This window comes from Streptomyces sp. NBC_01635 (genome assembly GCF_045209715.1).
GTDB classification, from domain to species: domain Bacteria; phylum Actinomycetota; class Actinomycetes; order Streptomycetales; family Streptomycetaceae; genus Streptomyces; species Streptomyces hirsutus.
Map to the genome: position 1 here is coordinate 2,292,255 of NZ_CP109277.1, position 12,546 is coordinate 2,304,800.

Here is a 12,546-nt window from a genome sequence, read left to right on the forward strand (position 1 = left end):
TGGTCGGACAATGCGACAGACACGGATCGAGAAATCACGACGGCCGGCCGCCCGTGCCCGCCGGTACGCGGACGAGACGGCCGCCCTCCTGGACCCACGCGACCCACGCGACCCCGACATCGTGCGCGCCAAGCGCCTGGGTCCGCGTCCGAGGAGCGGCCAGGACACGGCAGGCCGGCCGTAGGGAAGCCGTAGGGAAGCCGTAAGAAGTACGCGGGGAAGCCCTTCGCAGCAGGGCGTCAGGGGCCGTGCCGACCTTCGGGTCGGCACGGCCCCTGACGTGTGGGTACCGCGCGTGCGCACCGCGCGCGCACGCGCGGTGTGTCCGCTTGTTGGGCGTCAGGTGTTGTCGGGAATTGGTCAACACGCTTCAATGCGGGGAAACTCGGGGCCCTGAACGGCGGCGTACGGATGTGAAGACCCGTCCACGCCGACGGGGGAGGGTCCTGAAGTGCGCCGAGCGAACGGCCTGACCAGCCGTTGTGGACATTCAGAGAAAGGCCCCTGCATGCCGCACGCCACACCGCACACGGACACCACCGCGAAACTGGACTCGGCCCTGCGCGGCGGCCCCTTCCATGTCGCCCTGCGGGCCGCGATAGCCGCCCGCGGCCTGCCCCTGCAACGGGTGCAGCACCATCTGTCGCGCCACGGCGTGAAGGTGGGTGTCACCAGCCTCAGTTACTGGCAACAGGGCGCCCGCCGCCCGCAGCGCGCGGAGTCGCTGCGGGCGGTACGGGCGCTGGAGGAGATTCTGGAGTTGCCGGAGGAGTCGCTGATCCGCCTGCTCGCCGAGTCCGACGAGCAGACGCCGGACGGCCGCCCCGCGGGCCGTTCCTACCGCTCGCTGATCGAGGCCTCGGGTGTCCTCGCGGGGCTGCTGGCCGAGCTCGAGGCCCCGCGGGACAGCGGGCTGCAGACCCTGGGGCACCACGAGCGGGTCCGGATCGGGGCGCGCCGGGAGCTGGCGGAACGTGAGTCCCACCACATCGTGCGCGCACACCGGGACGGCATCGACCGCTTCGTGGCCGTCCACCACGGCGACCCCGGTTCCGCACCGGCCCGGATGACCGTGCACTCCCTGGAGAACTGCCGCACCGGCCGCGTCCGCTGGCAGCAGGACACCGGTGTGCTCGCGGCCGAGCTGCTCTTCGACACACGGCTGCGGGCCGGCGACACGTTCCTGTTCCGGTACGCCGTCGAGGACGGCACGGCCGGTGTCTCGCACGAGTACCTGCACGGGACGGACTCCCCCGGCGGCCAGTACGCGCTCCAGGTGTGTTTCGACGCCGGGGCGCTCCCGGCGCGCTGCCACCGGTTCACCCAGCACTCCGCGGCGGCACCGCGCGGCGGCCGTCAGGAACTGGCGGTCAGCGCTCTGCACCGCTCGGTGCACCTGGTCGAACCGCGCGTGCGCTCGGGGTACGTGGGGATCGGCTGGGACTGGGGCTGAGGCCCGGCTCGGAGCCGGCCCGCAGCCTTGCGGCCCGGCCCTCAGCCCTGCGGCCCGGGTCCGCGGCTCAGGTCTGCGGCTTCGCGACGATCGTGCCGTTGTGGACCTCGACGGAGAGCGGTGTCAGCGGTGCCACCGCCGGCTCGCGCAGCACCTTGCCGGTGGTGGCGTCGAACTCGCTCCCGTGGCACGGGCAGATCAGCTTCGTCCCCTTCAGCTGGTTGATGGGACAGCTCGCGTGCGTGCAGAGGGTGCTGTACGCCGTGAAGGAGCCGTCGTCGTCCCGGCTGACGACGACGTTGTGGTCCCAGTACAGCTTGCTGCTCCCCCGGGCGACCTCGCTCTCCGCGCCGAGTTCGACGGGCCCGGCCAGCTGCGAGGGCCTCTCCTCGCCTCCCCCGCAGGCGGTGAGGCCGAGTCCGGCCACAGGAGCGAGGGCCATGCCTCTCAGAACGGTGCGGCGGCTCGCGGCGGATCGGCCGGACATGGGGATCTCCACTGGTCGAACGGCGGTACGAGGCGACCTTACCGGGGGTGATCCCTGCGGTCGCCGGGCGGGGAGCGGGTGAGGACGGCGGGACGGGGCAGAGCGCGCGTCTGAGACGTAAACGTTTGCGCAAGCGTTTACGTCTGTCGCTGGATGAGATAGCTTCCCGTCACGAAGCCGCGGCGGGGACCCGCGTCGGCCGGTACGCGAAGGGAGTGGGCGATGGCCACCATGACGGACGTGGCGCGGTGCGCCGGGGTCTCGGTCGCGACCGTCTCGCACGTCCTGAACGGCACACGGCCGGTCCTCCCGCACACCCGCCAGGCGGTCCTGGACGCCGTCGAGGAGCTCGGCTACACCCCGAACACGCTGGCCCGCTCACTGGTGACCGCCCGGACCCGCTCGATCGGGCTCGCGGTGTCGGCGATCAGCAACCCGTACTTCACCGAGATCCTCCAGGGCGTCGAAGCGGCCGCCCTGGAGTACGGCTACAGCCTGCTCATCGCCGATCCGCACGACGACCCCGAGCACGAGCGCAAGGTCGTGCAGCTGCTGCACGAGCGGCGGGTGGAGGGCATGATCGTCGCCCCGTCCTCCCAACCGCGCGAACTGCTCGCCTATCTCGGGCGCCATCGCGTACCGGCCGTCTTCCTCGACCGGGTGGTCGAGGGCTCCGGGGAGGGCGGGCCGCCCTTCGACCAGGTCTGCGCCGAGAACACGGAGCCGACGGCCCGGCTGGTCACGCACCTCGCCGGGCTCGGCCACCGCCGGATCGCCCTGGTCGCGGGGCGGCCCGGGTTCAGCACCACCGCCGAGCGGATCACCGGGTACCGGCACGGCCTCGCCGGTGCGGGGCTGCCGTTCGACGCACGGCTCCTGGTGCACGGCGACTCCGAGTCGGCCGGCGCCGAACGGGCCACCGGTGACCTGCTCTCCCTCGGCGCTCCCCCGACCGCGCTGGTCACCGGGAACAACGCCATGACGATCGGCGCCCTGCGCGCCCTGCGCGCCCGCGGTCTCTCCGTGCCCGGGGACATCGCGCTGTGCTGCTTCGACGACTTCGCCTGGGCGGACCTGTTCTCCCCCCGGCTCACCGCGATCGCCCAGCCCAGCAGGGACATCGGCGCCCGTGCCGTCCGGGTGCTCCTGGACCGGCTCGCCGCACCGGACCGGCCCGCGCGGACCGAACGGCTCTCCTGCGCCTTCGTGCACCGCACGTCCTGCGGCTGCCCGGACCCCCAGGAGCCCCAGGAACCCCGGAACGATCTGCGCGGTCCCGGTAGCCCCTACGGCCTCGGCACACGCAGCAGACCCACCACAGCAGACCCGGCAGCCGACAACCCGGCAAGCCAGCAACCCGCGAAAGGGGCCCCTCGTGATCGTCGTAGCCGGTGAGGCACTGATCGACCTGGTACCGCAGGACGCGGATGCGCTCACGGCGCTGACGCCGGCGCTCGGTGGCGGCCCCTACAACACGGCGGTGGCGCTGGGCCGCCTCGGCTCCCCCACCGCCTTCTGCTCCCGGGTGTCGCGCGACGCCTTCGGCGAGGCGCTGCTGGACCGGCTGCGGGAGACCGGCGTGGTGGTGTCGCCGGTGCAGCGCGGTGACGAGCCGACGACGCTCGCCGTCGCCACGGTCGCGACGGACGGCTCGGCGGTCTACTCCTTCTACGTGGAGGGGACGGCGGACCGGCTGTTCACGGTGCCGGACACTCTGCCGGCCGGCACCCGCGCGGTGTCCTTCGGCACCTGCTCCCTCGTGCTGGAGCCGGGGGCGAGCGCGTACGAGGAGCTGATGCGCACCGCCCACGCGCGCGGTGTGTTCACCGCGCTGGATCCCAACATCCGGCCGGGGCTGATCCCGGACCCCGACGCCTACCGGGCCAGGTTCCTGAGCTGGCTGCCGTCGGTGTCGCTGCTGAAGCTGTCCGAGGAGGACGCCCGGTGGCTCGGCGGCACACCCACGCGGTGGCTGGCGGCCGGTCCGGCGGCGGTCGTGGTCACCCGGGGCGGTGACGGGCTGACCGTGTTCACCCGGGAGGGCGGCGAGTACTCCGTGCCGGGTGAGCGGGTCGAGGTGGTGGACACGATCGGCGCGGGCGACACCGTCAACGCGGCGCTGCTGCACGGCCTGGAGGCCCGGGGCGCGCTCAGCGAGCGGGGGGCGGCCGCGCTGGGCGCGGACGGCTGGCGGGAGCTGCTCGGCTTCGCGGCGCGCGCGGCGGCGATCACCTGCTCACGCGCGGGCGCCGAGCCTCCGTACGCGCGTGAAGTAGCCGCCTGACGGCCACCCCGCCGGTCGGGGGCAGGCGGGCAGGCAGGTGCATGGAGGACACCGTGGCTTCGCCCGACGTCAGTCGTTGCCCCAGCGGCAGGCGAGCTGGATTTCCCCGCCGCAGCGGGGACGGTCCGTTCTTCCGCGAGGTCCTTGGCGCCGAGCGTATGTCGTCCCCGCCCTCGCGGGGACGCGCCAGATCCCAGCCCGCCTGCCTGCCTCTATCGCTTGATTGCCGCCTTTCGTCGGCCAACGGCCTTCTTCACCGGCGCCTTCACAAAACGTGCGGCATCGCTGATCTTTTCCGGCTCCAGAACCTCCCGCAGGAACTTGCCGGTGTGGCTGGCCGGAACGCTCGCCACCTGTTCGGGCGTGCCCTCCGCGACGACCAGGCCACCACCGGAACCGCCCTCGGGGCCCATGTCGACGACCCAGTCGGCGGTCTTGATCACGTCGAGGTTGTGCTCGATGACGATCACCGTGTTGCCCTTGTCGACCAGGCCGGACAGGACGGTCAGCAGCTTGCTGATGTCCTCGAAGTGCAGTCCGGTGGTCGGCTCGTCCAGGACGTAGACCGTGCGGCCGGTGGAGCGCCGCTGCAGCTCGCTCGCGAGCTTCACCCGCTGGGCCTCGCCGCCCGACAGGGTGGTGGCCGCCTGGCCGAGCCGGACGTACCCGAGACCGACGTCGTGGAGCGTCTTCATGTGCCGGGAGATCGCCGGGACGGCCTCGAAGAAGTGCATGGCCTCCTCGATCGGCATGTTCAGGACGTCGGCGACGGACTTGCCCTTGTAGTGGACCTCCAGGGTCTCCCGGTTGTAACGGGCGCCGTGGCAGACCTCGCACGGGACGTACACGTCCGGGAGGAAGTTCATCTCGATCTTGATGGTGCCGTCGCCCGCGCAGTTCTCGCAGCGACCGCCCTTGACGTTGAAGGAGAAGCGGCCGGGCAGGTAGCCGCGGACCTTCGCCTCGGCCGTCTCGGCGAACAGCTTGCGGACGTGGTCGAAGACGCCGGTGTACGTCGCCGGGTTGGAGCGCGGGGTGCGGCCGATGGGCGACTGGTCGACATGCACGACCTTGTCCACCAGGTCGTCGCCGTCCACGCGTGTGTGCCGGCCGGGGACGCTGCGGGCGCCGTTCAGCTCGCGGGCCAGGTGGGTGTACAGGATGTCGTTGACCAGCGTGGACTTGCCGGAGCCGGAGACGCCCGTGACCGCGGTGAACACGCCGAGGGGGAAGGACACCTCGATGTCCCGCAGGTTGTTCTCACGGGCGCCGTGCACCGTGAGGAGGCGCGACGGGTCGAACGGGCGGCGGACCTCCGGCAGCGGGATGGCCTTCCGGCCGGACAGGTACTGGCCGGTCTGCGACTCGGTGTTCTCGAGCAGCTCCTTCAGGGCTCCGCTGTGCACGACCTTGCCGCCGTGCTCACCGGCGCCCGGACCGATGTCGACGATCCAGTCGGCGACCTTGATGGTGTCCTCGTCGTGCTCGACGACGATGAGCGTGTTGCCCATGTCGCGGAGCCTGACCAGGGTCTCGATCAGCCGGTGGTTGTCGCGCTGGTGCAGGCCGATGGACGGCTCGTCGAGGACGTAGAGGACGCCGACGAGGCCGGATCCGATCTGGGTGGCCAGGCGGATGCGCTGGGCCTCGCCACCGGAGAGGGTGCCCGCCGCGCGGTTCAGCGAGAGGTAGTCGAGGCCGACGTCGACCAGGAACCGCAGCCGCTCGTTGACCTCCTTCAGCACGCGCTCGGCGATCTTCTTGTCGCGGGCGGAGAGCTTCATCCCGCCCAGGAAGTCCGCGCACTCGCTGATGGACATGGCCGAGACCTCGGCGATCGACTTCTCCATGACCGTGACGGCGAGGACGATCGGCTTGAGGCGGGTGCCTTCGCAGGAGGGGCAGGCGACCTCGCGCATGTAGCCCTCGAAGCGTTCGCGGCTGGCGTCGGTCTCGGCCTCGCTGTGCCGGCGCTTGACGAAGGGGAGTGCACCCTCGAAGGCCGTCGTGTACCGGCGCTCGCGGCCGTACCGGTTGCGGTAGCGGACCTCGACCTGGGTCTTGTGGCCGTGGAGCAGGGCCTTCTTGGCCCGCTGCGGCAGGCCCTCGAAGGGGATGTCCGTGCGGAAGCCCAGCGCGTCGGCGAGAGCTCCGATCAGCCGGGCGAAGTAGTCCTTGGTCTGGCCGTGCGACCAGGGGTGGATGGCACCCTCGTCGAGGCTCTTGTCCGGGTCGGGGACGATCAGCTCCGGGTCGACCTCCATGCGCGTGCCGATGCCGGAGCATTCGGGGCAGGCGCCGAAGGGCGAGTTGAAGGAGAAGGAGCGGGGCTCCAGCTCCTCGAAGGACAGGTCGTCGTACGGGCAGTACAGGTGCTCGGAGAACATGCGCTCGCGCTCGGGGTCGTCCTCGGGGAGGTCGACGAAGTCGAGCACGACCATGCCGCCGGAGAGGCCGAGCGCGGTCTCGACGGAGTCGGTGAGGCGGCGCTTGGCGCTTTCCTTCACGGTGAGGCGGTCGACGACCACCTCGACGGTGTGCTTCTCCTGCTTCTTCAGCGTGGGCGGGGTGGCGAGCTGGACGGTCTCGCCGTCCACCCGGGCCCGGGAGTAGCCCTTGGTCTGGAGGTCGGCGAAGAGGTCGACGAACTCGCCCTTGCGCTCCCGTACCAGCGGCGACAGCACCTGGAAGCGGCTGCCCTCCGGCAGCTCCAGCACCCGGTCGACGATGGCCTGCGGGGACTGACGCGAGATGGGGCGGGAGCACTGGGGGCAGTGCGGTTTCCCGATGCGGGCGAAGAGCAGCCGCAGGTAGTCGTAGACCTCGGTGATGGTGCCCACGGTGGAGCGGGGGTTGCGCGAGGTCGACTTCTGGTCGATGGAGACGGCCGGGGACAGTCCCTCGATGAAATCGACGTCCGGCTTGTCCATCTGACCGAGGAACTGCCGGGCGTACGAGGAGAGCGACTCCACGTAGCGCCGCTGCCCCTCGGCGAAGATCGTGTCGAAGGCCAGCGAGGACTTGCCCGACCCCGACAGGCCCGTGAAGACGATGAGCGAGTCGCGCGGGAGGTCGAGCGAGACATTCTTGAGGTTGTGCTCGCGCGCTCCACGGACGATGAGACGGTCGGCCACGCGGGTCCGCACCTTTCTGAGAGAAGTGACAGGGGCGGGGCCCCCGTGTCTTCTCACACTAGGGCGAGCCACTGACAACGCCGGTCGGATTCACGGGTTGACAACAATCCCCGGCTCTCCAGCATGCCCGACGCCACGCCCGAGCTTATAGCACGTACATTCGATTCACGGCCTTCCTTCGCCACCTTCACCCGAAGGTGTGGCGGGACTAGGGTCGGCGCCATGATGGATCACGCTCATGACCTGGCGTCTGTACACGACGCGACCGAACGGCTGCTCCGTGCGGTCGCCGCACTGGACAACGCCGCTGTGACGCAGGCGTCACGGCTTCCGGGCTGGACCCGTGGACACGTACTGGCCCACCTCGCGCGCAACGCGGACGCCTTGGTGAACGTCCTGGAAGGTCGTCCGATGTACGTCTCCGGCGCCGCCCGGGAGGCCGACATCGAGCGGGACGCCCCACGCCCCCTCGACGTCCAGCTCGACGACGTGCGGGAGAGCGCGATCCGCCTCCAGGAGGCGGGCGCGGCCCCGGGGGACCGGTCGCGCACCGTGGAGCTGCGCAACGGGGTCACCGACCGGGCGGAGCGGCTGCCCTTCCGGCGCTGGATCGAGGTGGAACTGCATCACGTGGACCTCGGCATCGGCTACGAGCTGGAGGATCTGCCGGCGGATTTCACCGAGCGGGAGATCCGCTTCCTGAGGGCGCGGTTCGACGGCCACCCGGACGTGCCCACGACGCGGCTGGCCACCGACGACGGCCGGACCTGGACCACGGGCGGTGGGGCTCCGGGCGACCCGGTCGCGGTCGAGGGTCCGGCCGCCGAACTGCTCGGCTGGCTCGCCGGGCGCCGTGACGGCTCGGGGCTGACGGTGACGTCCGGCACCCTGCCGGCCCTCCCTCCGCTATAGGCTGGCCGTCATGACGTACAGCGGGCGTGTGACGGTCGGCGGATCGGCCGACGTGCACGAACTCAAGGACCTGATGATCACCAAGGTCGCCGTCGGGCCCATGAACAACAACGCCTATCTGCTGCGGTGCCGGGCCACCGACGAGCAACTGCTGATCGACGCGGCCAACGACGCGGACACCCTGCTGGGCACGATCGGTGACGACGGCATCGCGTCCGTCGTCACCACGCACCGGCACGGCGACCACTGGCAGGCGCTCGCCCAGGTGGTGGCGGCCACCGGTGCCCGCACCCACGCGGGCCGGGAGGACGCCGAGGGCATCCCGGTGCCGACGGACGTCCTGGTCGACGACGGCGACACGATCCGGGTGGGGCGGGTGGAACTCACCGCGCGCCATCTCGTCGGCCACACACCCGGCTCGATCGCCCTCGTCTACGACGATCCGCACGGGCATCCCCACGTGTTCACCGGGGACTGCCTGTTCCCGGGCGGTGTGGGCAACACCCACAAGGATCCGGAGGCGTTCGCCGCCCTGATCCACGACGTCGAGACGAAGATCTTCGACGTGCTCCCCGACGAGACCTGGGTCTACCCCGGGCACGGCAACGACACCACGCTGGGCGCGGAGCGCCCGCAGCTGCCCGAGTGGCGCGCGCGGGGCTGGTGAGCGGCGGCCGGGTGTCCCGGCACGGACGCCGGCCCGGGGGAGCCCCGTCCTCCGGGGCGGATCCCAGGGGGCGGGCGGGGCTTAGAGCCCCGACCAAAATGGGAGTCCGATCAGCTCGCGGCGTCTGGTGCGTGCGATCGCAAGGCGCCGGAAGGTCCTCGATGGGGGTCCCCCCGCTTGAGCGGAGCCGAGAGTGGGGGAGGAGCTACTAGGGCCTTCCGGCGCCTTGCGAGCGTGCGTGCCAGACGCCGAGAGCCGGGCGCCCATTTTGGTCGGGGCTCTTACGCCCGTGCCCGTCCGGGGCCGGCCAGCGCCGCGATCCGCTCCACCGCGAACACGTACCCCTGCACCCCGCATCCCGCGATGACCCCGTCGGCCCGCAGCGAGACGTAGGAGTGGTGCCGGAAGGACTCCCGACGGTGGATGTTGGAGATGTGGACCTCCACCACGGGCAGGCCGTCGCAGGTGTTGAGGGCGTCCAGGATGGCGACGGAGGTGTGCGAGTAGGCACCGGGGTTGATCACGATGCCGCAGTGGTTCAGCCTCGCCTCGTGGATCCAGTCCACCAGCTCGCCCTCGTGGTTGGACTGCCGCAGGTCCACCGTGCCCCCGTGGACGCCTGCCGCCCCGGCGCACAGCGCCTCCACGTCGGCGAGCGTCTCGGAGCCGTAGATCTCCGGCTGACGCTGCCCGAGCAGGTTCAGGTTGGGGCCGTTGAGAATCATGATCGGGGCATCGGCCAGGCTGCGGTGCACAGTTCCTCCGGTCCGTTCGGAAAGGTCGGGAAGAGTCGGGAGAGCGGGAAGGACGTCGTGAAGAGAAGGAAACGGGTTGCGGCGGCCGTCACCGGGACGCCGCTCGGACACCGGTCTATCACGGTCCCGCGGGCGGTCGCCCCTGGCCCGGTGTGCCAAGGGAACCGTCTCCGGGTGGGGGTGCGCCGGAGCGTGGGTCTGCGCCGGACACGCCCCCGCCCGGAGGCGGTTTCTGGGGTCGGGCCTACGGATTGATCGCCAGTTCGAGATAGGCCGCGAGGATCACCAGGTGCACCCCGCCCTGGAGCGGTGTGGCCCGGCCGGGGCGGACGGTCAGGGCGCCGACCACCACCGTCAGGGTGAGCAGCACCATGTGGGTGTTGCCGAGGCCCAGGACGAGCGGGCCGGAGAGCCAGAGGGAGGCTATCGCGACCGCGGGGATGGTCAGGCCGATGCTGGCCATCGCGGAGCCGAGCGCGAGATTCACACTGGTCTGCACCCGGTTGCGCTGCGCCGCGCGCACCGCGGCGATGGTCTCGGGAAGCAGGACCAGCAGCGCGATGATCACACCGACGACGGCATGGGGCAACCCGGCCGACTTGACGCCGGACTCGATGGCGGGCGAGACGCCTTTGGCCAGGCCGACCACTCCGACCAGGGCCAGGCCGAGCAGTCCGAGGCTGATCATGGCGGTGCGGGTGGAGGGCGCGGCCGCGTGCTCGTCCTCCGGGTCCACGACCGGCTTGGGCTTGCCGGGCTTGACCACGGGCAGGAAGTAGTCACGATGCCGGACGGTCTGTGTCGCGACGAACAAGCCGTAGAGGATCAGTGAGGTGACCGCGGCGAAGGTGAGCTGCACCCCGGAGAATTCCGGGCCGGGCTTGCTGGTGGTGAACGTCGGCAGCACCAGGGTGAGGCCCGCCAGCGTGGCCACCGTGGCGAGCGCCGCGCCGGCGCCTTCCGGATTGAAGGTGGCCGTGCCGTGCCGCAGCGAGCCGACCAGGAGGCTCACGCCGAGGATGCCGTTACAGGTGATCATCACGGCCGCGAAGACGGTGTCCCTGGCCAGGGAGGCGGTATCGGGCCCGCCGTCGATCATCAGGGTGACGATCAGCGCGACCTCGATGATCGTGACGGCGACCGCGAGGACCAGTGAGCCGAAGGGTTCACCGACCCGGTGGGCCACCACCTCCGCATGGTGCACCGCGGCCAGCACGGCTGCCGCCAGCACCACGACCGCCACGGCGATGACCGCGCCGGACAGTTTGCTCCCCCAGGTCAGAGCCAGGAGAACCACCGCGAGCACGGGCACCAGGTTCGTCCACCGCTCGCCGATCGTTCTGAACCAACCGATCATGCGCGGCTCTCAGACATGAAGGAACTCCGGCCTTCGGTCACTCGACGCTCTGTGGACTCGCCTGTCGTACTGATCACTTTCACATCCACGCCATCACCAGATATCAGTTCGTGCGAGCGGTCCCGCCGCTGTCCGGCGGCTCCGATCCCCTGCGTGTTCCTTGTCGTTCTGAGGTGGTCGTCGTCGCGCATGATCTCCTCTGCTGGCCGGAGGGACGGCCCTCGACGGACGGCGGTGAGCGTGACCGACCGCCCTGTGTACCGGTTGTGGGGTGGTGGTCCGGCACGAGACAGGCAGATGCCGGGAGCGGTGCGCGACTCCGCGTCGCGCCCCGCTCCCGGGGATGTCCTGTCCGGTTCCGGACGGACGGGGTCAGACGTCGATGCTGTCCTTGGCGGTGCCCTCGCCCCGGCCCGACTCGGCCTGGTCCTCCAGGGCCTGTTTCTTGGAGGCCCTGAGGCTGGTGATCGTGGTGACGACGAGGACGCCGCAGATCACGCCCAGCGACACCGGGATGCTGATCTCCGGAACATGGACCCCGGACTCGTGCAGTGCGTGCAGCACCAGCTTCACACCGATGAAACCGAGAATGATCGACAGGCCGTACGCCAGGTGGACCAGCTTGCTGAGCAGGCCACCGATGAGGAAGTACAGCTGCCGCAGACCCATCAGGGCGAACGCGTTCGCCGTGAACACGATGTACGGGTCCTGGGTCAGACCGAAGATCGCGGGGATCGAGTCGAGCGCGAAGAGCACGTCCGTGGTGCCGATGGCGAGCATCACGACCAGCATCGGGGTCATGACCCGCTTGCCGTTCTGCTCGATCCACAGCTTGGTGCCGTGGTACCGGTCGGCCACGCCGAACCTGCGCTCGGCGGCCTTGAGGAGCTTGTTCTCCTCGAACTCCTCGTCCTCCTCGTCGGCGCGGGCCTCCTGGATGAGCTTCCAGGCCGTGTAGATCAGGAAGGCGCCGAAGATGTAGAAGACCCACGAGAAGTTGGCGATGATCGCGGCGCCCGCGGCGATGAAGATCGTCCGCAATACCAGGGCTATGACCACACCGACGAGAAGTACCCGCTGCTGGTACTGCGACGGCACCGCGAACTTCGTCATGATCAGGACGAAGACGAACAGGTTGTCGACGCTCAGCGATTTCTCGGTGATGTAGCCGGCGAAGAACTCACCTGCGGGTTGTCCCCCTCCGAAGACCAGCAGGCCGAGTCCGAAGAGCACGGCCAGGACGACCCAGACGATGGTCCAGATCCCGGCTTCCTTGATGGAAACGTCGTGCGGTTTGCGCCCGATGAAGAAGTCGATGGAGATGAGGGCGACAAGGCCCAGGACAGTAAGGACCCATAGGGTCGAGGAAACATCCACTGCGCCTCCGGCAGATACGTCTCACGGAAAATGTCAGCGTCATCGCTGCCGGAGGTCTCTTCCACCCAGGCCTCAAGCGCTTGTCAGCGCCAGGACAGACCTATGGGCCGACGCCCCGGG

10 protein-coding genes are annotated in these 12,546 nt (G+C 70.3%); 5 read left to right on the top strand and 5 right to left on the bottom strand.

All coding sequences use genetic code 11. The features are described from left to right. Positions 1-508 precede the first annotated feature (508 nt). Positions 509-1,453: a hypothetical protein gene (locus tag OHB56_RS10895; protein ID WP_406352912.1), complete on the top strand. Its 945-nt coding sequence runs from the start codon at positions 509-511 to the stop codon at positions 1,451-1,453. A gap of 67 nt (positions 1,454-1,520) precedes the next feature. Here OHB56_RS10895 and OHB56_RS10900 read toward each other — a convergent pair whose 3' ends face one another. Beyond that, positions 1,521-1,940, bottom strand: a complete 420-nt coding sequence (locus tag OHB56_RS10900; RefSeq protein WP_326752074.1) for a Rieske (2Fe-2S) protein — start codon at positions 1,938-1,940, stop codon at positions 1,521-1,523. 222 nt (positions 1,941-2,162) lie between these two features. Here OHB56_RS10900 and OHB56_RS10905 point away from each other — a divergent pair, with 222 nt between their 5' ends. Both OHB56_RS10905 and OHB56_RS10910 read left to right on the top strand, forming a co-directional pair. Next, positions 2,163-3,335, top strand: a complete 1,173-nt coding sequence (locus tag OHB56_RS10905) for a LacI family DNA-binding transcriptional regulator (RefSeq protein WP_406352915.1) — start codon at positions 2,163-2,165, stop codon at positions 3,333-3,335. Beyond that, complete coding sequence (locus OHB56_RS10910; RefSeq protein ID WP_406352917.1) at positions 3,316-4,224, top strand: carbohydrate kinase; 909 nt, start codon at positions 3,316-3,318, stop codon at positions 4,222-4,224. Before OHB56_RS10905 ends, OHB56_RS10910 begins: the two co-directional genes overlap by 20 nt. 212 nt (positions 4,225-4,436) lie before the next feature. Here the strand turns inward: OHB56_RS10910 and uvrA are convergent, their stop codons facing one another. Further along, positions 4,437-7,358, bottom strand: a complete 2,922-nt coding sequence (uvrA, locus tag OHB56_RS10915; RefSeq protein ID WP_406352919.1) for an excinuclease ABC subunit UvrA — start codon at positions 7,356-7,358, stop codon at positions 4,437-4,439. 222 nt (positions 7,359-7,580) lie between these two features. On the opposite strand from uvrA, the gene OHB56_RS10920 reads away from it, so the two are divergent. Both OHB56_RS10920 and OHB56_RS10925 read left to right on the top strand, forming a co-directional pair. Further along, positions 7,581-8,270: a maleylpyruvate isomerase family mycothiol-dependent enzyme gene (locus OHB56_RS10920; protein WP_406352921.1), complete on the top strand. Its 690-nt coding sequence runs from the start codon at positions 7,581-7,583 to the stop codon at positions 8,268-8,270. 10 nt (positions 8,271-8,280) lie between these two features. Further along, positions 8,281-8,937: an MBL fold metallo-hydrolase gene (locus OHB56_RS10925; protein WP_326752079.1), complete on the top strand. Its 657-nt coding sequence runs from the start codon at positions 8,281-8,283 to the stop codon at positions 8,935-8,937. 281 nt (positions 8,938-9,218) lie between these two features. On the opposite strand, the gene aroQ is transcribed toward OHB56_RS10925, so the two are convergent. From aroQ to OHB56_RS10940, 3 genes are all read right to left on the bottom strand, one after another. Beyond that, positions 9,219-9,692 carry a type II 3-dehydroquinate dehydratase gene (aroQ, locus tag OHB56_RS10930; protein ID WP_326752080.1) on the bottom strand — a complete coding sequence of 158 codons (474 nt, stop codon included), beginning with the start codon at positions 9,690-9,692 and terminating at the stop codon, positions 9,219-9,221. Positions 9,693-9,936: 244 nt separating this feature from the next. Next, positions 9,937-11,049, bottom strand: coding sequence for a calcium:proton antiporter (locus OHB56_RS10935; RefSeq protein WP_406352923.1), 1,113 nt, complete (start codon positions 11,047-11,049; stop codon positions 9,937-9,939). A gap of 372 nt (positions 11,050-11,421) precedes the next feature. Next, on the bottom strand, positions 11,422-12,426 hold the full coding sequence (locus tag OHB56_RS10940) for a TerC/Alx family metal homeostasis membrane protein (protein ID WP_326752082.1): 1,005 nt from the start codon (positions 12,424-12,426) through the stop codon (positions 11,422-11,424). Between the last annotated feature and the right edge of the window lie 120 nt (positions 12,427-12,546).